Annotated in this window: 15 protein-coding genes; 9 read left to right on the top strand and 6 right to left on the bottom strand. The window is 41.2% G+C overall.

The features are described from left to right. The first annotated feature begins 267 nt into the window (after positions 1-267). Positions 268-2,109, top strand: coding sequence for a penicillin-binding protein 2 (mrdA, locus tag ACMX3D_RS25765; RefSeq protein ID WP_482748627.1), 1,842 nt, complete (start codon positions 268-270; stop codon positions 2,107-2,109). 99 nt (positions 2,110-2,208) lie between these two features. After that, positions 2,209-2,754, top strand: coding sequence for a P-loop NTPase family protein (locus ACMX3D_RS25760; protein ID WP_482748626.1), 546 nt, complete (start codon positions 2,209-2,211; stop codon positions 2,752-2,754). 30 nt (positions 2,755-2,784) lie between these two features. Here ACMX3D_RS25760 and ACMX3D_RS25755 read toward each other — a convergent pair whose 3' ends face one another. The 3 genes from ACMX3D_RS25755 to ACMX3D_RS25745 form a co-directional block, all read right to left on the bottom strand. Continuing rightward, positions 2,785-3,024, bottom strand: coding sequence for a DUF6737 family protein (locus ACMX3D_RS25755; protein ID WP_482748625.1), 240 nt, complete (start codon positions 3,022-3,024; stop codon positions 2,785-2,787). Positions 3,025-3,118: 94 nt separating this feature from the next. Then, positions 3,119-4,873 (bottom strand): DUF1565 domain-containing protein, encoded by a 1,755-nt coding sequence (locus ACMX3D_RS25750; RefSeq protein WP_482748624.1) that lies wholly within the window; start codon positions 4,871-4,873, stop codon positions 3,119-3,121. 151 nt (positions 4,874-5,024) lie between these two features. Next, positions 5,025-5,648, bottom strand: a complete 624-nt coding sequence (locus ACMX3D_RS25745; RefSeq protein ID WP_482748623.1) for a TetR/AcrR family transcriptional regulator — start codon at positions 5,646-5,648, stop codon at positions 5,025-5,027. Between the two features lie 92 nt (positions 5,649-5,740). Here ACMX3D_RS25745 and ACMX3D_RS25740 point away from each other — a divergent pair, with 92 nt between their 5' ends. The 4 genes from ACMX3D_RS25740 to ACMX3D_RS25725 all read left to right on the top strand — a co-directional run bounded on the left by ACMX3D_RS25740 (position 5,741) and on the right by ACMX3D_RS25725 (position 11,462). Continuing rightward, complete coding sequence (locus ACMX3D_RS25740) at positions 5,741-7,117, top strand: HlyD family secretion protein (RefSeq protein ID WP_482748622.1); 1,377 nt, start codon at positions 5,741-5,743, stop codon at positions 7,115-7,117. A gap of 90 nt (positions 7,118-7,207) precedes the next feature. Next, the gene (locus tag ACMX3D_RS25735; protein WP_482748621.1) at positions 7,208-9,169 is read left to right on the top strand and encodes an ATP-binding cassette domain-containing protein; all 1,962 of its coding nucleotides are present in this window, start codon (positions 7,208-7,210) and stop codon (positions 9,167-9,169) included. Between the two features lie 60 nt (positions 9,170-9,229). Next, the gene (locus tag ACMX3D_RS25730) at positions 9,230-10,336 is read left to right on the top strand and encodes an ABC transporter permease (RefSeq protein ID WP_482748620.1); all 1,107 of its coding nucleotides are present in this window, start codon (positions 9,230-9,232) and stop codon (positions 10,334-10,336) included. Between the two features lie 4 nt (positions 10,337-10,340). Then, the gene (locus ACMX3D_RS25725) at positions 10,341-11,462 is read left to right on the top strand and encodes an ABC transporter permease (RefSeq protein ID WP_482748619.1); all 1,122 of its coding nucleotides are present in this window, start codon (positions 10,341-10,343) and stop codon (positions 11,460-11,462) included. An 8-nt stretch (positions 11,463-11,470) separates the two neighbouring features. Here the strand turns inward: ACMX3D_RS25725 and ACMX3D_RS25720 are convergent, their stop codons facing one another. After that, a complete protein-coding gene (locus ACMX3D_RS25720) occupies positions 11,471-12,751 on the bottom strand; it encodes a sensor histidine kinase (protein ID WP_482748618.1) in 1,281 nt (426 codons plus the stop codon). Between the two features lie 358 nt (positions 12,752-13,109). Here ACMX3D_RS25720 and ACMX3D_RS25715 point away from each other — a divergent pair, with 358 nt between their 5' ends. Next, positions 13,110-13,343, top strand: coding sequence for a hypothetical protein (locus ACMX3D_RS25715; RefSeq protein WP_482748617.1), 234 nt, complete (start codon positions 13,110-13,112; stop codon positions 13,341-13,343). 89 nt (positions 13,344-13,432) lie between these two features. Here ACMX3D_RS25715 and uvrA read toward each other — a convergent pair whose 3' ends face one another. Next, the gene (gene uvrA / locus ACMX3D_RS25710) at positions 13,433-16,315 is read right to left on the bottom strand and encodes an excinuclease ABC subunit UvrA (RefSeq protein ID WP_482748616.1); all 2,883 of its coding nucleotides are present in this window, start codon (positions 16,313-16,315) and stop codon (positions 13,433-13,435) included. A gap of 784 nt (positions 16,316-17,099) precedes the next feature. Between uvrA and ACMX3D_RS25705 the strand changes: the two genes are divergently transcribed. Beyond that, entirely contained in the window at positions 17,100-17,477 is a 378-nt protein-coding gene (locus ACMX3D_RS25705; RefSeq protein ID WP_482748615.1) for a Mo-dependent nitrogenase C-terminal domain-containing protein, read from the top strand. 85 nt (positions 17,478-17,562) lie between these two features. Here ACMX3D_RS25705 and ACMX3D_RS25700 read toward each other — a convergent pair whose 3' ends face one another. Then, positions 17,563-19,500, bottom strand: coding sequence for a caspase family protein (locus ACMX3D_RS25700; RefSeq protein WP_482748614.1), 1,938 nt, complete (start codon positions 19,498-19,500; stop codon positions 17,563-17,565). A 198-nt stretch (positions 19,501-19,698) separates the two neighbouring features. Between ACMX3D_RS25700 and ACMX3D_RS25695 the strand changes: the two genes are divergently transcribed. Then, positions 19,699-20,208, top strand: a complete 510-nt coding sequence (locus ACMX3D_RS25695; RefSeq protein WP_482748613.1) for a hypothetical protein — start codon at positions 19,699-19,701, stop codon at positions 20,206-20,208. Positions 20,209-20,303: the final 95 nt, after the last annotated feature.

Raw genomic sequence — 20,303 nt, 5'->3', positions numbered from 1 at the left:
ATGTAACCTGATTGTTTCCGTGAATGTAGCCTATTAAGCAGACTTAAAGAACACTTTGGTCAATTGTATCCGCCAAAAACCCTAGATCGGGAATATACGTTTGTGATTGTTACAAGCTTAATATCCAGCATAAGTTTCGGGCATTCTATACCAAGTACCTTATTTCAGAATTTTTACTTATATGTGACCAATGGTTCCTGAATGGAACAAGCCCCAGATATATCTGGGGGATCAATCTAAAATCTAAAATCTAAAATTATTTGACCTATGGCTTTATTTCCATCATCTTTACCGAATAGCAGAAAAGATACACGTACTGTTGGACGCAGTGTACAGTCAATCTTCTTGATTGGATTTACTTTATTAGCTCTCGCTGGGATTGAAGCACGGTTAGCATATTTACAAATCGTAGAAGGATCTCAACTGCGGAAACGTGCTGAGTCTAACCGCGTTCGCACAATTCTCAAACAACCAGAACGAGGCAATATTTTTGACCGCAATGGTAAGTTGTTAGCCACGACTCGGTATCCTCACTCTGTATATTTGTGGCCGATGGCACATACTAAACCATCTTGGTCAGTTGTGGGGCCACGTTTATCTCAAATTCTCGGTATCCCTCAAGACGAAATAGAAAAGAAGCTAGAAGCAGCTGGTGCTAACTCTGCTTCACTGATTCGGATTGCCCGTGATGTTAGCGATGCTCAAATAACAGCTTTAAAAGAATATGAAAGTGAACTAAAAGATGTAGAAATTAACACTGATGCAGTACGCTACTACCCACATGGTCAAGAATTAGCTCACGTACTGGGTTATACACGGGAACTGACCCCCGAACAGTTAAAAGATAAGCAGAAAGAAGGCTACCGTCTGGGAGATGTAATTGGCCAGATGGGAATAGAAAAAGCTTATGAGACGACCTTACGCGGCGAATGGGGTGGTCAGCAAGTAGAAGTGGATGGCGCAGGTCGTCCGATCCGAATTTTGGGCAACAAAGAAGCCAAATCTGGTAAAGATTTACACTTAACTATAGATTGGGAACTGCAAAAAGCGGCAGACAAAGCTTTAGGTAAGTATCATGGTGCAATTGTCGCCCTTGATCCTAGAACGGGTTCAGTTTTAGCGATGGTGTCTCATCCTGGGTTCGACCCGAATATTTTTTCTAAGCAAAAACTCTCGCAGAAAGATTGGGAAAGTGTTCAAGGTAAAGACCATCCTCTAGTCAATCGGGCTTTAAGTGGCTTTCCACCTGCTAGTACCTTCAAGATTGTTACCACAACTGCTGGGTTGGAATCTGGTAAGTTTTCCCCTGGTACAGTTTTGCAAACTTATGGTTCTTTGACTGTCGGTGGGGTAACTTTTGGGGAATGGAACCATGCAGGATTTGGGGCTATAGGATTTCCTAGAGCAATAGCAATGAGTAGTGATACATTTTTTTATCAAATTGGTAAAGGAGTTGGTGGCCCGACTTTAATTGAATGGGCGCGTAAGTACGGTTTTGGTCAAAAAACTGGGATTGAGTTTCCCACTGAAGAATCCAGAGGTTTGGTTCCCGATGAAAATTGGAAACAAAAAGCTTGGAAGATACCTTGGACTGTAGGCGACACAATTAATATGTCTATTGGTCAAGGTGCTTTGCAGGTGACACCACTGCAATCAGCAATTATGTTTTCTGTCCCCGCTAATGGTGGGTATCGTGTGAAGCCGCATTTGCTGAAAGACAACGAAGAAGCAAAAAGCTGGCGTGAATCTTTAAATATGAAGCAGTCAACTGTCAACGTGCTGCGCGATGGACTACGAAAGGTAATTACTGAAGGTACAGGTAGGAGTTTGAATCTGCCAACGATCGCCCCAGCATCTGGTAAAAGTGGTACAGCCGAGGCTGGTATTGGTCGTCCTAATCATACTTGGTTTGGTGCTTATGCCCCTAGCGATCGCCCAGAAATTACCGTTGTCGCTTTTGGGGAAAATTCCGGCGATCATGGTGGTACAATCTGCGGCCCAATGGTATTACAAGTGTTGGAAGCGTATTTCCAGCACAAATATCCAGGTAAGTACCAAAAACCAGAATCAGCAAATTCTCAAAATGCTAGTGGTGGTAACGGCGATTAATACAGAATTAGTCATTGGTCATTTGTATTTACAAAAGACAAAGAACAAATGACCAATAACATTCTCCACCAGAGAATTAGCATTCAAAGGAGCGTGACGATGAAAAAAGTAGCAGTGTTTGGCAATGCTGGAGGCGGTAAATCAACTCTCAGCAAGAAATTATCCCAAATCACTGGTTTGCCACTTCACGTCTTGGACAAAATTAAATATCAATCAGGAGGTGCTGAGGTTCCCCATGAAGATTATCAGTACGCCCATCAGCAAATTTTAACTGCTGACAAATGGATTATTGATGGGTTTGGCAGTATGGAAACCCTCTGGCCACGACTGGATGAGGCGGATACTCTAGTTTATGTAGATTTACCGCTATATGTACATTTCTGGTGGGTAACTAAAAGATTCCTCACAGGTTACTTTCAACCGCCTGAAGGCTGGCCTATAAACAGTCCAATATTGAGGAGTTCCCTGAGTAGCTACCGTGTGCTTTGGTTATGTCACAAATATTTGACTCCAAAATATCGTGAGTATATCAAGCAAGCTCAGAGTACCAAAAATGTATATCATATTCGCTCGACTAAACAGATTTCGCAATTTTTTGAATTAATTGAAAATGAAACTAAGTTTAAAGATGGTGCATCAGCCTAATATTCCCAAGCACTAACCATAGAAAAACTCTTAAGAATTTTCTCTGTGATAAGATTCTAAAATTCCACTACGAACCATGAGTTTTGGCCAAATAAATACAAAAAAGCCCATCCAAGTGAGTACAGGAATGGACACCAGAATTGTTAGCCAAATAATTTTAAATAGTAACCAGCTTCCACTAATCAAAATTATAGATGTCAGGATGATAGACCAAGGCTGACACCACCAAGGTTTATAGTCCCAAGGATTTAAAGGCTTTTGTTCAGTCATATAGTAGTAAACAGTTAACAGGAATTATGCTGCGAGATCCCCGACTTCTTTAAGAAGTCGAGGATCTGACCACATTCACTTATTAGTTTACAAATCAACCATTCACAATGTAAGGCGAGTTAATCGCAGCTACACGACCAGCATCGACTAAAGCTTGATAAACCATGACTGCTACCTCCGCCCGTGTTGCATCGCGGGTAGGATTGAGTTGCTTCAGGTTGGGATGATTGACGATAATTCCCTTGTCTATAGCTTTTGCTACCTCATCTTTGGCATAGTCAGGAATTTTAGCTTGGTCATCGAAAATTTTGATAGCGTTGGCGACATTACCAGATGTACCTAGCCCTAATCCATTGACTAGAGAAACTAGAACTTGTACACGCTGGATATTTTGATTGGGGTGAAAGGTATTGTCTGGAAACCCAGAGAGAAATTGACCTTGATATGCTTGCTGAATTACCTTAGATGCCCAGAAGTTTGTTGGTACATCTTTAAATTGGGCTGCTGCACGCTTGGGCTGCGGGGTAAAAGCTTTGACAATTAATGCTGCATACTGCGCCCTCGTCATTGTCGCATTTGGTTTAAAGGTACGGTCTGGAAAACCGCTAACTATATCTTGTCTGACTAATTCCCGAATAAAAGCAGCTGCCCAATGATTATCAATATCAGTTAAATCAATAGGAGTGGGCTTTGGTGTGGGTGTTGGCGTAGGTACAGGAATGGGTGTGGGCTTTGGTGTGGGTGTTGGCGTAGGTACAGGAATGGGTGTGGGTGTTGGTAGAGGTTCTGGTTCTGGCTCAGGTTCTGGTGTTGGCGTAGGTATGGGTATAGGTACGGGTACAGGAGTGGGCGTTGGTGTTGGATTTGGTACTGGTGTAGGTGTGGGTGTTGGGTTTGGTACTGGCGTTGGTGTAGGCGTTGGAGTCGGTATTGGCGTTGGTGTAGGTGTTGGAGTCGGTATTGGCGTGGGCGTGGGTACTGGAGTGCTGGCAAACTCGATATTCCCGCTTACTTTGCTGGGGTCGATTTGATTACCGATGGAAATTAGTTTGTTGGAACTGGCATTTTGTAAATCGAATTTAGCGTTATTACGGAAAATGTTACCGCCAGGAGTGGAAGCATTGCCTAAATCTGGTAGGGCTGTGGCAATTACAGTCAGACCATCGTCGGTATTATTTTCACTGACATTGTTGCGTAGTATGGGGCGGGCGCTACCAGAAACCACGATGCCAGAACGGTTTTCAGTAAATTTGTTATTTACTAAGGTGGGTGAGGCTGTATCACTTATTGCTATGCCGAAGCCTGTTTTAAAGCAGGTATTGTCTTGAATTTGACCTTTGGAATTTTTAGCGATCGCAATTCCATTGGCGGCATTTTCTGTAAATACATTACCCTGAATCACTGGGTTAGCATCACCAGTGGCAAATACTCCCTCTCGCTTACAATTTTGGAAGGTGCAATTTGCAATAATCGGAGTCGTTGATTCCGCCCACACACCAGTACCACGACTGGCCGGGTTTGTGACAGCCACACCTCTCAGTTCCGCACCATCCAGCATGACAAAGGTGACGTTTTGGCCAGCAAAAGTCCGACTGAGATAGTTACCACTACCTTCAATTAAAATACTGCTGCCTTTGTTGGCTTCGTTACCAATGACTTTGACACCAGAGGGAATTGTTAAGGGAAAGACTTCTCCACTAGCTACGCTGTAATTTCCATCGGTTAGTTGAATTGTGGTATCTGGTGTGGCAACCTTAAGAGCTTGTGTAATTGTTTTAAATGGCGCTTGTTGGCTACCAGGGTTAGTACTATTTCCTGTTAAGGGGTTTACGTAAAACTTTTGAGGCATATTTATACCGCTAAAACATAGTCATACTATTAGCGCTAACTTTGCGAATGGCTAGTTATCGCTAAAATTTGCAACATTGACTACCAAATTCAGCGGGGAAATTCCTGAAAGCTACAATTGACACAACGATTTAATCTTTACAAAACTAAATTTATTTTGACTGGCTCATTACTAAAGTCATCAAACTATCTAGCAGGCGATCACGTGACAAAGAAGAAAGTTCTTTACCATACAGCATTTCCTGTACAATCACGTAAGAAACTAACGAACCGATGAAAATGTGAGCGATCGCTTCTGGATCGGTAATACCTAATTCTGGATGAGATGTAAAATACTGACTCAGTAAAAACCGACCACGTTGCACAACTGTTTGATTATAAAGTTTGGCGAGTTCAGGAAAGTTTTGCGCTTCAGTCATAATCAAGCGCAGTAGCGCCAAATAATCAGGATTATCGGCAACTTTGGTTAAGTAAGTTTCGCCAACTTGACGCAATAAACTTGCAGGTTCACCTTGCAATTCTGTGTTAGAAAAAATACTTTGAAAACAAGTAAGCGTTAACCTTTCCATTAATGCTTTAAACAGTTTTTCTTTGTCTCCAAAGTGACTGTAAATCGTTTGTTTAGAAACTCCCGCTTCTGCACTTACCCTATCCATACTGGTTCTGGCATAACCTTCTCGCAAAAATACCCGAATCGCTCCTTGCAAGATTTGCTCCTGTTTTTGCGTAATCGCAGGTAACGCAGCTTCCAGTTGAAAAGCAGAGGTTTTAGCCATAAAAAGTAAATTTTTTTGCTTATCTCTTGCTATATCATACTAGACAGTCTAGTATGATAACCAAAATATTTTTTACAATCCAGGATGCTAATATGACTCAGACTGCCCCAATTCCGCCGGAAAGTCTTACAAATGTCCCAGTATCCAAGCAACAGCGCCACAAGAAACCGATTCCTTTACTGATTGGCGGTTTTTTAGTAATTGGTGGTATCGGTTACGCAGTCTGGCGCAGTCAACCCCAAGGTACAGCAGATGCGCTAAAAGTTAGCGGTCGGATTGAGGGTTATGAAACTGAGATTGGCGTGAAGCGTTCTGGCAGAATTGAGTCAATTGCCATGCGAGAAGGGACAGCAGTCAAAAAGGGGCAAGAATTAATCAGGATGGATGACAGCGATGATCAACTCCTGCAAGACCAATTGCGCGGTGCGGAAGCGAGAGTTTCATCGGCTCAATCAGATGAACAGCAAGCAATTTCAGATGTGGAGCGAGTAGAAAGAGAAATTCAGGAAATTACCAGCCAAATTAACGAAGCTAAACTTAATTTGCGGCAGTCTCAAGGCGATACCCAAGGCAGAATTGAGCAGGCGCAATCAAACGTTGCAGCCGCCAAAGCTTCATTAGTGCAGGCTCAAGCCCAAGTTAAACAAGCAGCAGCAGAAGTAAATTTAGCAAAAATTAACCGCGATCGCTATGCCAAATTGGTCAAAGAAGGTGCTATCAATCAACAACAATTTGACCAAGCACAAACCACCTTTGATACAGCCGTCGCCACCTTAGAAGCACGACAAGCAGCAGTTAACACCGCACGTCAGCAGTTAAGTGCAGCCGAAGGAGTGCTAACTCAAGCTAAAACCACAGGCTTTAATCCTGACATTCGCAACGCCCAGTTAACAGCCTTAGTTAGAAGGCAGCAGCAAAGCTATGCTCAACTTAAATCTGCACAAGCTAAAGTCAAATCTGCGCAAGCCAAAGTCAAAGATGCCCAAGCTGCAAAACAACAAATCATTACCCAAATTGCCGACTCTAAAAAAGATTTAAACGTCCTCAGTCCCATAGATGGCGTAGTCACAGCCCGGAGTGCCGAACCAGGGGCAGTAGTTAATAGTCAAACGAAGATTTTGACAATCGTTGATCCCAAAACATTGTATTTTCGCGGTTTTATTCCCGAAGGTGATATTGGCAAAGTGCGTTTAGGACAAACAACTAAAATTATCCTGGATTCTGCACCAGACAAACCTTTGCAAGGTAAAGTCATTGCAATTGATCCCCAAGCTTCCTTTACACCAGAGAATATTTATTTTCAAAAAGATAGAGTCAGACAAGTAGTAGGAATTCGCGTCGAAGTCAAAAACCCAGATGGTTGTTTTAATCCTGAAAATCCCTACGCTGAATCAGATTTACCCTGCGCCAAAATTGGGATGCCAGCTGATGCAGAGATTCAGTTGAAGAAAGTAGGGAGTAGGGAATAGGGAGTGGGGAAAGACGCTTTTTTGCAAACCTCCAATAACTCTCTGCGCCTTTGCGCCTCTGCGTGAGACATAAAATCCTGATTCTTAAATATGAAACAGCAACTCACTACCTTACCGCCATCATCCAGTCTCAATACTAAAGCAATCAAAGTAGAGAGTTTACACAAGCACTATGGAAACTTAGCTGCTGTTCGAGGGATTGATTTCAGCGTCCAGAAAGGCGAGATGTTTGGACTAATTGGCCCTGATGGTGCAGGAAAAACTACCACCTTTCACATCTTGGGCGGTGTGATGGAAGCAACGGCGGGAGAAGTGCAGATATTTGGACAACCTGCACGAGATGCCAGGTTAATGACAGGTTATCTCACCCAACAGTTTTCGCTGTATTTAGATTTGAGTATTGATGAGAATTTGCGTTACGCAGCAGGATTGCGGCAAGTAGCAGATGATTTGCTGTGGCAACGCCGCCAGAAATATTTAAAATTAATGAATTTGGATAAATTTGGCGATCGCTTGGCGGGGCAACTTTCTGGTGGAATGAAGCAAAAGCTGGCTTTATGTTGTGCTTTAGTTTCCCAGCCGGAAGTTTTGTTATTAGATGAACCTACCACAGGTGTTGACCCCGTTTCTCGGCGGGAATTTTGGGATGTGTTAGCGGAACTGTCAGCCGAGGGAATGACAATTGTTGTGGCGACACCTTACCTCGACGAAGCCGAACGCTGTCACCGTGTAGCTTTGATGTACAGTGGGCAAATTCATGAAATTGGCACACCCGCAGAGTTACGCGCTAACTTGGGCTTGCATCGCTTGGAAGTGCGAACAGCAAATTTAACAGCCACAGAAGAGATACTTTCTCAAACTACACAGAATAATATTATAGATGTGCAGATTTTTGGCGATCGCTTAGATGTTCTCGTTCCAAATTTAGACACTGGAGAAACTGAAGTCCGCCAACTCTTGCAACAACATGATTTACCCTCACCCACTATCGAACGTGGCGAACCCACATTAGAAAATGTCTTTGTTACGCGACTGCGCCAACAAGGTTCCGTACCGCAATTTTTTCCCTTTCCTCGTTCTCGCAAGCGAGGGAGTGGAGAGTGGGGAGTGGGGAGTACTCAGCACTCAGCACTAGCTATCTACGCCCGCAACCTCAGTCGGGTTTTTGGTAAATTCCAAGCTGTGAAAAATGTCAACGTCGAGGTACGCTACGGCGAAATATTTGGGTTATTGGGTGCAAACGGTGCAGGAAAAACCACCACAATCAAAATGCTGTGCGGACTTTTGGAAGCCAGTGGTGGAGAGATTTCTTTAGGTGGTGAAACGGGAAATTTGCGGAGTGCAGACTTACGGCGACGCATTGGTTATATGAGTCAAAAATTCACTCTCTATGACGATTTAACCATTCTCCAGAACCTAGAATTTTATAGCGGAGTTTACGGCGTACCCCGCAAACTGCGGCGGGAAAAAATTGACTGGGTAATTGCTACCTGCGGCTTAGAAGGACAAGAAAATCTCATCACCGGACAATTACCTGGAGGTTGGAAACAGCGTGTAGCTTTCGGTGCTTCCGTGATGCACGAACCAGATATTTTATTTTTAGATGAACCGACATCGGGCGTAGATCCTTTAGCGCGTCGCCAATTTTGGAAGCTAATTAATGACTTCGCCCGCAACGGTACAGCCATCTTAGTAACAACCCACTATCTAGAAGAAGCTGAACAGTGTAACCGGATGAGTTTTATGGTTGCAGGCGAAACTGTCGCCGAAGGTTCACCTAGTGCTATTAAAGCCTCCCAACCGGGAAAATTAATCGAAATCATCGTCAACCAAAACCAAGCAGCTTCCAAGTTACTCAAACAACACTTCGACTCTTGGCGAGTTTCGATTTTTGCCGATAGTTTACACGTTGTTCTCGACAACCCCGAACTAGAAATCGACCAAATAACTCAACTGTTAGCAACACATCAAATTACCATTAATTCCTTACGTCCTATTCCCTTCTCTTTAGAAGATGCCTTTATCGGCATAGTAGAACGCTCTCAAATATAAAAAACTCCGCGAAACTCCGCGTTAATCTCCGCGCCACTCTGCGTTAAAAATATACTATATATGAAAAGAATCATTGCCCAATGTATCAAAGAAATAGCCCAATTTCGCCGCGATCGCCTCACCTTAGCATTAGCATTTATCTTACCATTTATCACCTTAATAATTTTTGGCTTTGCTATCAGATTAGAAAGTAAAGATATTCCTTTAATTGTGCAAGATTTTAACCACACAAATCTCAGTAACAGCTACATTGAAAGATTATATGGTACCAATCAATTTATTCCAAAACAATGGTCAGGCGGCAATCCCATACGAGATGCTATAGATAAAGGCATCGCCAAAGCCGCTGTAATTATTCCACCTGAGTTTAGCCGCGATATTCAATCAGGTAAAAATACCACAGTGCAAGTTTTAATTGATGCGACAGATGTTAACAATGCGCGGGTAATTAGAAATAGTATTCAAAGAGTCACAAACTTTTTCATGCAAGAACATGGATTGTTACCACCTACTAATAGTATTACAGCGCGAATGCGTTTATGGTTTAATCCTGGTAGATTAGAATCACTGTATATTGTGCCAGGAGTATATGGCGTTGTGCTGTGGATTTTTCCTTCATTGCTGGCAGCGATCGCAATGGTACGAGAAAAAGAAAAAGGTACAATTTTACAAGTCTACGCTTCTAGTATTAGCGCTACTGAACTATTACTCGGTAAAGGATTAGCTTATTTATTAATTGCCATAACTGAGACATTAATAGTGATGGGATTAGGTTCCATTATTTTCCAAGTTGGTGTAGTTGGCAACCCTATAACTTTGTTAATTGGAACTTTTTTATTTCTCATAGATAGCGTTTTTTTCGGGTTACTTTTAGGAGTACGTAGCAGTAACCAAAACGCTGCTGTACAAGGGGTTTCCCTCGTTGGTTTTATCACATCCTTATTATTGTCTGGATTTATTTATCCACTGAATAATATTCCTTTCCCTCTCTCATTAGCGCCTAATGTAGTTCCAGCGCGTTATTACATTGATATTACTCGTGATGCTTTTGTGCGTGGTACAGGTTTTGCCGGAGTCTGGTTTGATTTACTCATGCTGGCAATCTTGGGATTGCTATTTTTTAATGTATCGCGCCGAGTTTTAAGCCGAATGCAGCTACCTAATTAACTATATGAAATTTATTCGTCAATTATTCGATAGCCCATTTTGGGCATTAGTAAGAAAAGAAATTAATCAAATTTTACGCAATAGACAGTTAATAGTTTTACTAATTGTCCCGCCAACAATACAACTATTACTTTATGGATTTATCCTGAATCCAGATGTGCATAACTTACGATTAGGTGTGATTGACTATGCCAACGTCAGTGCTAGTCGTGAGTTAGTGTCAGCTATGACATCAAATAGAATTTTCACACTTGAATCTGTACCAAGTAGTGAAAAAGATTTGAGTCGGCAGGTAGAAGAAGGTAAATTAGATGTTGGAGTCATAATTCCGCCTGATTTCTCTCGTCAAATAACACAAAAATCAGCAGAAATTCAAGTATTTATCGATGCAGTAAATGCTAATACAGCCGGGATTGCTGGAAATTATATGAATCAAATTATCCAGCAATATAATTTGCATTTAACTCAGGCGCGAGTTAGCCCGCCAGTCTCACCTGAAGTAGTATTTCTTTACAACCCTGGATTAACTAGTAGCTGGTTTTTTGTACCGGGTGTTATGGGTTTAGTTTTAACATTAATTGGCACATTAGTTTCTGCAATTACAGTTGTGCGGGAGAAAGATACCGGGACATTAGAACAATTATTAATGACTCCTGCTGCTAATTGGCAGATTTTGCTGTCAAAAATTTTGCCTTTAACTGTTTTGTTACTAGGTGATGTTCTACTAGCCTTGACATTAGGAACGGTAGTATTCCAAGTACCCTTTCGCGGTAATTTCCTATTATTTTTTGGGCTGTCGAGTATGTATGTGTTTGTGGGGATTAGTTTAGGAATTATGTTGGCGACTGTTTGCCGTTCTCAACAGCAAGTTGTACTGACATCTTTCTTTATCAATTTACCAATGGTACAGACTTCTGGCGCGATCGCACCTATTGAAGCTATGCCACCTTTGTTTCAAGTTTTGTCTTTACTCAACCCCCTACGTCATTACATCGCCATTATCCGAGGAATTTTACTCAAAGGAGTTGGGTTAGATGTACTGTGGATTAATGTTTTAGCATTAGTTGCTTTTGCGGTTGTTTTATTAACTATTAGTATTAACAAGTTTCGCAGCCAATTAAGCTAAAAATATTTCTACACTGCTTGGAATGGTTCAATTTGCAGTGTTTTTTTAAATGTAAAAAAGAATGTACTACCCTGCTCAACTTTTGATTCTACCCAAATCATTCCACCATACATCTCGACAATCTTCTTGACTATAGATAAACCAATTCCTGTGCTTTCTGAATCTTGAATAATAGATAATTTTTGAAAAATCTGGAATATTTTTGTAAAATATCGTTCTTCAATACCTATTCCATTATCAGCAACACTAATTTGCCAATAATCATCTTCTTCTGTACAACTAACTATAATTTTCCCTTCGGGTTTATCCGAGAACTTAATGGCATTACTCAGCAAATTTTGAAAAACTTGTTCAAGTTTAGTCTTTTCGCAGTAGATAATAGGTAAAGAATTACTTATTTCAATTTGAATATTTTTTCTGGGTTCTAGAATTTCAATTACATCTCTGACTAAATCATTCAAATTCACTTCTTTTTTCTCTTCTCTAATCCGCCCAACTCTTGAATATTCTAAAATTCCATCAATCAGATTTTGTAACTTATTAACCCTATTGATAAGTCTGTTAACTAAATCTTTTCCTTCTTCATCAAATTTATCTGCATAGTCATTTAATAACCATTCTGATAATAAACTAATACCTCTTAAAGGGGCTTTTAAATCGTGGGAAACTATATGAGCAAAATCATTTAATTCTTGATTAGTATTTTTTAGTTCTTGTAACAATTCGCTCATTCTTTCTTGAGATTTCTGACGTTGTGCAATCTCCATCTGAAGTTGTTTATTGGCTGTGGCTAGTTCAGTAGTGCGTTGTTCTACAAGTTCTTCTAAACGTTCTTTGTATTGGCGTAATTCATTTTCTACTAATTTACGTTCTGTGATTTCAACTTGTAAAGCTTGATTGGCTTTCTCAAGTTGTGCTGGACTTGGCAAAGCAAGCGCTTGAGGAACTAAAGGTATTAAAGTCAAAGCAGTATAGAAAGAAATAATCGCGGTCATTGCTTTTATAGTTCCAGATAGCCAATAATAGGGATGCCAAAGTGTCCATATCTCCATCACATGAGTTGTGCCACAAGAAATAATAAAAGCACTGAACAAAATAAAAATATTTTTAAATGGTATATCTTCTCTTTTACGGATAAAATACACCAGCATCAGTGGAATTGAATAATAAGAAAAAGAAATTAGAGAATCTGAAAAAATATGTAGCCAAACTAAATATGGTTGCCAGAGGTAGCAATGTCCATGAGGAATAAAGTTATTTGATACAAATAGATTAAGAAAAAGTGCCACTTAAACACGCCCCTGATTTATTCCACTTTTTAATACCATAAATCAGTTAGATTTTAACTTATATATCAAGAAAATATTATAAAAATATTGAGAGTAGTACAGCTTTACATTCCTACGAGTATCAATGTTCGTCTATAGTTATTATTTCTGTACTTACCTATGCGGGAATAGCTATATTCCTTGATTACTACTATGGTAAATATTGACCAGTATGAAAATAGAAGGTTTTTGGGAATATATTATTTATTTTAGAGGAGGCGATCGCATTTTCTCAGTAACAGTTAGTATACGTCAGGTCAGGCGATCGCATTGAAGAAGCATAATGATAAGCTGTTAATAAAGACTCAGTCCAAAAAATATGGAGAAAGCAGTAACCCTAGAAGAAGCTCTGGCATTGGTAAAGCAACTTTCATTAATAGATAAAATACGCTTGATTGAACAAGTTGCGCCCCAAATTGAAAAAGAGTTAACAATTCAGCCAAAACAACGAACTTCCTTAAGAGGACTGTGGAAGGGTAGTAACATCACAGAGTCAGATATTGCTGAAGTGAGACAGCAAATGTGGTCAAACTTCCCCCGCGAGGATGTTTGAGGGTACATTAGATAATGCACAGCTGACTCACTTATACTGTAATACAACAGTTAAGCATTAAATGCTTTTAGTGAAAAATAATGCACTTACTACCTCTTCATCGCTGGATATTGTTCCAACACCTGCTGTAAATATTTCCCAGTATAAGACTTAGAATTCTTCGCTACATCTTCGGGTGTTCCGAAAGCAATTACTTCTCCGCCTTTATCACCACCTTCTGGCCCTAAATCTATTACCCAGTCAGCACAACGAATCACATCTAAATTGTGTTCAATTACGAGAATAGAGTTACCTTTATCTACCAATCTTTGCAATACATCCAACAATTTATGCACATCATAAAAAGATAATCCTGTAGTGGGTTCGTCGATTAAATAAAGTGTCTTTCCTGTGGCGCGGCGAGATAATTCTGTGGCTAACTTAACGCGCTGTGCTTCACCACCAGACAAAGTAGTCGCAGGTTGTCCAAGTTGAACGTAACCTAAGCCAACATCAACTAAAGTTTGTAGTCGTGTCACCGCTTTCGGAATATTTTGGAAAAAGTCTAAACTTTCCTCAACAGTCATATTGAGAACATCAGAAATAGACTTATCTTTGTATTTCACTTGCAAAGTGTCGCGGTTATATCTTGCACCTTTACAAACTTCGCACTGCACGTAAACATCAGGTAAAAAGTTCATTTCAATGACGTTCACACCTTGTCCACTGCAAGCTTCACAACGTCCACCTTTAACGTTGAAAGAAAATTGTCCGGGTTTGTAACCTCTAGCTTTAGCTTCGACGGTTTGAGAAAAAACATCTCGAATTACATCAAAAACACCTGTGTAAGTTGCAGGGTTAGAACGTGGTGTGCGTCCGATAGGAGATTGGTCAATGACAATGGCTTTATCAACTGCATTTAATCCTTGAATTTTTTCTAATTCTTTGGGTAAAGGTACTTTCTTTGTCAGATGATGTTGCAGGGATGGGTACAGTAATTCGTTAATTAAAGTCGATTTACCAGAACCAGAAACCCCAGTCACGGCGACAAGTTTACCGAGAGGAATTTCAACATCAATATTTCTTAAATTGTTGCGATGGGCGTTTTTAATTATTAAACTTCTACCATTACCTTCGCGTCGTTCTGCTGGGGTTTGAATTACTTTTCTTCCTGATAAGTATGCACCTGTTAATGATTTTTCTGCTGTTAATAATGCTTGTAAATCACCTTGAGCAATAATATGCCCACCATGAATTCCTGCGCCAGGGCCAATATCAACTAAATAGTCAGCAGCCCTAATGGTTTCTTCATCATGTTCAACTACGATTAAAGTATTACCTAAATCACGTAATCTAATTAAAGTTTTGAGCAATCTACCGTTATCTCGTTGATGCAAACCAATACTTGGTTCGTCTAAAACGTAGAGAACTCCTGTTAAACCAGAACCGATTTGTGTAGCGAGGCGAATGCGTTGTGCTTCGCCACCAGAAAGAGTCATGGCGGGACGGTCGAGGGTCAGATAATCTAAACCGACATCTAACAAAAATTGCAATCTAGCTTTGATTTCTCGCAAGACTAAATCAGCAATTTGCATTTGGCGATCGCTCAATTTTAACTGATCAATTCTCTCCTGTGAATCTCGAATTGATACGCCTGTCAAATCCAAAATTCGGTATTGTCCCAACCGCACCGCTAACGCTTCCGGTTTCAACCGTTTTCCACCACAAACTTCACAAGGTTGGTCGATTAAATACTGTTCTAATTTTTGCTTAACTAACTCTGAACCACCTTCATATTGACGCTGCAATATGGGAAGAACGCCTTTAAAATTAGTTTTGGCTGTCTCTTTGTTTTTCTCTTCCCCATTTAAAATAATTTGCCGTTGTTCTTCCGACAACTTGCTCCAATTTGTTTGTAATTCAAATCCGTGTGCTTGACCTAAACTATAAAGTAGTTCCAAATAATAAGAATTTTCCTTTTCTGACCAAGGCGCGATCGCAGCGTATACTGGTGCTTCAGGGTCAGGTATAACTAACTCTGCCGAAAATCTTCTTAAAGTTCCAAGTCCATGACAGTGAGGACAAGCACCGTAGGGAGAGTTAAACGAAAACAACCTTGGCGATAACTCCTCCATCACCGCGCCATGTTCAGGACAAGCGAAGTTTTCCGAAAATACCATTTCTTCTTCTTTCGCTTCTAGGTTTTCAGTAGCTGGACTGATGAGGATGGTTGCAATACCTTCAGATTGCTTCAAACACGTAGACAAAGAATCAACTAAACGCTCTTGGATACCGTCTTTTTTCACCAAACGGTCAATTACAACTTCAATGGTGTGAGTAACATTTTTATCCAACTCAATCGAGTCTGAGAGTTCCCGCACTTCGCCATCAACTCGTACCCGCACAAAACCTTGGGAAGCCAAACTGGATAACAGCTTGCGGTGTGTACCTTTTTTCCCCCGAACCACAGGCGCAAGGATTTGAAATTTGGTGCGGTCTGGTAAGTCCATGATGCGGTCTACCATCTCGTCGATAGTTTGGGGGGCAATACAGCGATCGCATATGGGACAATGGGGTTCACCAGCCCGACCAAACAACAGCCGCAGATAGTCGTAAATTTCTGTTACCGTCCCCACAGTGGAACGGGGGTTATGCGAGGTAGATTTTTGGTCAATCGATATCGCCGGACTTAAACCTTCAATTGCTTCGACATCTGGTTTATTTAACTGTCCTAAAAATTGCCTAGCATAAGCACTGAGAGATTCGACATAACGCCGTTGACCTTCAGCAAAAATCGTATCGAAAGCCAGCGAAGACTTACCCGAACCTGATACACCAGTAAATACTATCAGGCGATCGCGTGGCAATTCCAAATCAATATTCTTCAGATTATGCTGTCTCGCACCCCGAATTCTAATCGTATTTTGGCTGTTGTTGTTTGTCTGGGGAAGATGCCCATTTAAAAGGGATGCGACTAGCTTGTTATCTGACATATTGGCAGGCTGATGGTGAGAGGCAGTATGAAACAGTTCTTAATAATACTATTTTTACTCTGCTTATACTAGAACAATAGTACTATTTTAAGTAGGGATTGCCCTATATTCAGACTATAGACATCTTCCCATGTCTGCTAATTTAAAAGCATCTCAATTCAACATCCTGCTGAGGGTGAAGTTGCCGAACAAGCCGAACAAGCTAGACACAATGTTATACCCCAGTTGTTGCAAATGGGTTTAAGCGTAGAACAAGTTGCTCAAGCTTTGAGTTTATCAGTAAAAGAAGTGCAAGCAATGTCTTCAGACATCACCCTCTAATATTCCAAATTCTGGGACACAACTTAAACTGCAAGTTACTTGACAAGCACTGTAGCGATCGCGTTATTTACAGCAAGATTATCTAATTATCATTTACTCTGTCTCGACAAGATTTCTCTATCTGCCAATTTCTTTTTGTAGCTAACGTTTATATCTGCGGAAAATACAGATCCCCGTTGTAATATTAAGTTTTGTAACTATTACTCCAAATTCCGCCCAATGACAGATGTCTTTATTAAAATTTAAACTGTGTCAAGTTATAAACAAGATCGGATTTTTACACTACCGTTTCCGAAAAAATTGCGATTTACTTAACGTAGTAAGAAATGGGTTCTGACGAAAATAGTTACTCTAATGTCTTATTGTATCTCTGTCAGAACAAGATTTTTCCGGTAAATCTGGTTGTCACATTGTATATATTCATCAGAAAGGTGAATACCCTCAATAATACAGAGGCTGAACCATGAAGGTATTCGATAATACCACAAAAAAGATTTTTCTGGCAAGCTGGGTTTTAATCAATCCGGCAGAGGTTAGCAAAACTCATGTAACCCAGCTGCACCCTCCAAAATCCCAGTCTGGCTTTGATATTCTCCAACCCCTAAAACGGTGGTTAGACAACATTCAAATCCGCGATCGCGAATTAGCTCATCGTTTGTGTCAACTGATCCCCGCTCAATGTCCTTTTGAACGCGATATTAAATTATTCGGCAAAACCGTACTACACATCCCGCCGATGTGCAAACTTAATCCTTTATATGAAGAAGTCGTAAGTTTGCGTTTCCGCGCCCTATGCTATTTAGCAGATGAATGCGGCGAAGACGTTTCGCAGTACTGTTGAGTGCTGAGTCAAGAAGTCAATGGTCAATAGTCCATAGTCAAGAGTAATTAACTTTGACTATGGACTATTGACTTTAGACTAATAACTATTTTTTCTGCCATTTGCGGATTGCTTCTTGAGCATCTTCGTAAACAGATGTGACCTCTGGAACTAAGGTGGCGGTGGCAATGGCTGCCTGGGGATCACCTTCAGCAGCACGGGTTTTCGCCAAATCTAAAATTTTTTCGCTCCATTTATTGATTGATTTTTGTGCCAAATCAAATCCGGGTTGACCTTGGGGGACTCGCTTGGCAACTTCAATGGCGCGATTATATGTAGATGCTTGCCCTGGCTTAATTAAGGCATTAGCTGCATCTAACAAAGTTTTGTTAGCTAGATATTGCTTGGCTTCTTGTCGCCACTGCTTAATTGCGGCTTGCGCTTTCGGATAAAGTGAGCTTTCTTTGCTGATTAATTGCGCCGCTGCGATCGCATTGGTATATTGCCTTTGTTTAGCACGACCCTCAGCTAAATTGAGGATCATATTGCTCCAAATATTGATATTTTCTTGAGCTTGTTCGTAAAGTGGTTCACCTGGCTGAATTTTCCGTGCCGTAGCAATAGCTAAACTCAAGTCGCTGGCTTGAGTTTGTCTGAGAGACATTTTCGCCAAATCTAATACTGCTTGATTTCGCTTCTTGGACTCGGAAAGAGAAGCTATTTGGGCATTAGACTGATTTTTGGCTGGAATTAACTTTTCATCAGGTGGGGCCGATAACATCTCTCGACCTGCAACAAATTTGGCTTGATTGCGGAGAAATACAACAGTTACCAAAGCCACTGCTAACATTGTTCCACCTCCCCAAAAGACAAACTGCTGCCACAATGAGGTCGTCTTTTTTTGTGGCAAACGCGAGATGTATGGTTGGGGAACATCGGGAATGAATCTACCTCCCAAACCTGCTTCTTGGGAGGGAGTGACTAATTGGGGTTGTTGATTGTAATGCTGTTCTTGAGTTACTAAGTCTGGTGATTTTGAGCGTTGTTGTTCTTCCAGAGTGAAATTTGGTAAGTTCAGTTGCGGCGATCGCCCTTTAATAAAAGACTGTAGAGACGAGGACTCTGCCCAAATCCCTACTTGCGAAGAATTATCTGTATTTTTTGGTGTTGGTGCTAAGGAGGGAGCCGCTAAAGCTACAGCAAAGTTTTCTTCTGGAAAAATACTGCCTTCTTCTTCATTTATCTCTAATTCATGAGGTGCGGCTTCAGATGGCTCTAACGTACTGGGAATTTCTGTATGAGGATGATTCACCTCTAGATGCGGCAAGATGACAGGGGGATCAGCTGGGACGATGGCGACCGGGCTTTGAGTAGGCCGCCAATAATGTTGGCATAATTCTGGAGTAAAAACATCTAAATAGCTGTCTAACTCTGCCAAACTGCTGCCATGACCAGAACGCAAAGCAGCTAACAACGCAGCAGTAAAAAATCCGTAACCTAGCTCACTACTTTCACGGGAAAATTCCTCTGGTTCGCAAGACAGAATCGTTGCTAGTTGTAATTCTTGAGCAAGTTCAATAGTTTCTTGTCCAACGGTTGCGTCTGCTTGGGTACTGGAAGCACGGTTAATATCCAGCAGCACCAAAACATTCAGGTCAGCTAGTTGCAGACTTTGCATTAGCGATCGCACTTCGATGGCAGTTTCTTGCACCAACTCTGGATTACCTTCCACAGGCATGAGGTAATCTTGCCCTGCGTGGTTAACACCATAACCGCTAAAGAAAAACCATAGATAATCGCCTGGTTGCCAACACGCCGCCGCCAAATCCTCCAGCAACAGCAGAATATTTTCTTTGGTGGGATAGGTAGATCTATCGCCAATCGGTGGCGAAGTATCTGTCATTAATAAACAGCGTTGGGGTGTAAAACCAGCTTCTTGAACCAAAAAATCTTTCAGCGCCTCGGCATCGGCTTGGGCGCAACGTAAAGGTTGAAAGAATTGATATTGATTGATGCCGATCGCGATCGCCCAGTAATTTGCCATCCGCTCTTTGTAGGTTGTGGTTGACTTGCCTAAAATTGCGGTTGGCTTTGCTGAAAAAACAAAGCTAACCTATGTCTTATAGTCTAGGAGTTTCTGATTAAATCCTAAAAACTAAGTAATTTTTATTGCCTTTAATTTCAGTAAAAATCCTCAGACAATTTCAATTACAGGCCATTAATAGTAAGGAGCTTTAAGGTTATGACCAGGAATGTTGCTTACCAACTATCATCGATCATTCCCTTTTTATTTATTAGCCAAGTTGCCAAACAAATCCGGATATTTCCATTAATATTTTTGCTCTTTTCTACCCTACCTGTATGGATTGTGGCAGAAGCAATATCACCGCAGATGGTAAGAGCTTACACCGCTAGAGTTGACTTAGTTATTGATAGATTACCAGATGAAAACTATGAAACAACACTGCGCAGAGCCGAAGCAACGGCTAGAGCGGCCGCTCAACGCAGTTTTGACCAGGATATATTAGCTACAGATGTATCGATTATCGTTTCCGTACAAAGTTACGGTGCGATCGCGCCAATTTTGTCCTTAGAAGTTAGCCGTCCCCAATGGCGTTCTCGTCCTGATGCTCAACGTTGGGCGACTTACTTTAAAACAGCGCGATCGCTACTATTCTTTGAAAAAACCCCAACTAACCCAGTTTCCATCACGCCAATTACTACTGTTGCGCCACCAACTACCACACCATAATACTTTCTCTCTCCTTGTCTCCGCGTCCCTCCCTTCGGGTTCACCAGTCGCCTACGGAGGGAAACCCTCCCGCAGCGCTGGTTCACTGCGCCAAC

The sequence above is a fragment of the Anabaena sp. TISTR 8404 genome (assembly GCF_056847745.1).
This window is presented reverse-complemented; position numbering and strand designations above follow the sequence as displayed.

Excerpts from the sequence above, each read along its gene's own strand:
- ACMX3D_RS25755 (WP_482748625.1), bottom strand. The coding sequence starts at position 3,024 with ATGACTGAACAAAAGCCTTTAAATCCTTGGGACTATAAACCTTGGTGG.
- ACMX3D_RS25715 (WP_482748617.1), top strand. The coding sequence starts at position 13,110 with ATGGAGAAAGCAGTAACCCTAGAAGAAGCTCTGGCATTGGTAAAGCAA.
- ACMX3D_RS25740 (WP_482748622.1), top strand. The coding sequence starts at position 5,741 with ATGACTCAGACTGCCCCAATTCCGCCGGAAAGTCTTACAAATGTCCCA.
- mrdA (WP_482748627.1), top strand. The coding sequence starts at position 268 with ATGGCTTTATTTCCATCATCTTTACCGAATAGCAGAAAAGATACACGT.
- ACMX3D_RS25700 (WP_482748614.1), bottom strand. The coding sequence starts at position 19,500 with ATGGCAAATTACTGGGCGATCGCGATCGGCATCAATCAATATCAATTC.
- ACMX3D_RS25725 (WP_482748619.1), top strand. The coding sequence starts at position 10,341 with ATGAAATTTATTCGTCAATTATTCGATAGCCCATTTTGGGCATTAGTA.
- ACMX3D_RS25735 (WP_482748621.1), top strand. The coding sequence starts at position 7,208 with ATGAAACAGCAACTCACTACCTTACCGCCATCATCCAGTCTCAATACT.
- ACMX3D_RS25745 (WP_482748623.1), bottom strand. The coding sequence starts at position 5,648 with ATGGCTAAAACCTCTGCTTTTCAACTGGAAGCTGCGTTACCTGCGATT.
- ACMX3D_RS25705 (WP_482748615.1), top strand. The coding sequence starts at position 17,100 with ATGAAGGTATTCGATAATACCACAAAAAAGATTTTTCTGGCAAGCTGG.
- ACMX3D_RS25760 (WP_482748626.1), top strand. The coding sequence starts at position 2,209 with ATGAAAAAAGTAGCAGTGTTTGGCAATGCTGGAGGCGGTAAATCAACT.
- uvrA (WP_482748616.1), bottom strand. The coding sequence starts at position 16,315 with ATGTCAGATAACAAGCTAGTCGCATCCCTTTTAAATGGGCATCTTCCC.
- ACMX3D_RS25695 (WP_482748613.1), top strand. The coding sequence starts at position 19,699 with ATGACCAGGAATGTTGCTTACCAACTATCATCGATCATTCCCTTTTTA.
- ACMX3D_RS25730 (WP_482748620.1), top strand. The coding sequence starts at position 9,230 with ATGAAAAGAATCATTGCCCAATGTATCAAAGAAATAGCCCAATTTCGC.
- ACMX3D_RS25750 (WP_482748624.1), bottom strand. The coding sequence starts at position 4,873 with ATGCCTCAAAAGTTTTACGTAAACCCCTTAACAGGAAATAGTACTAAC.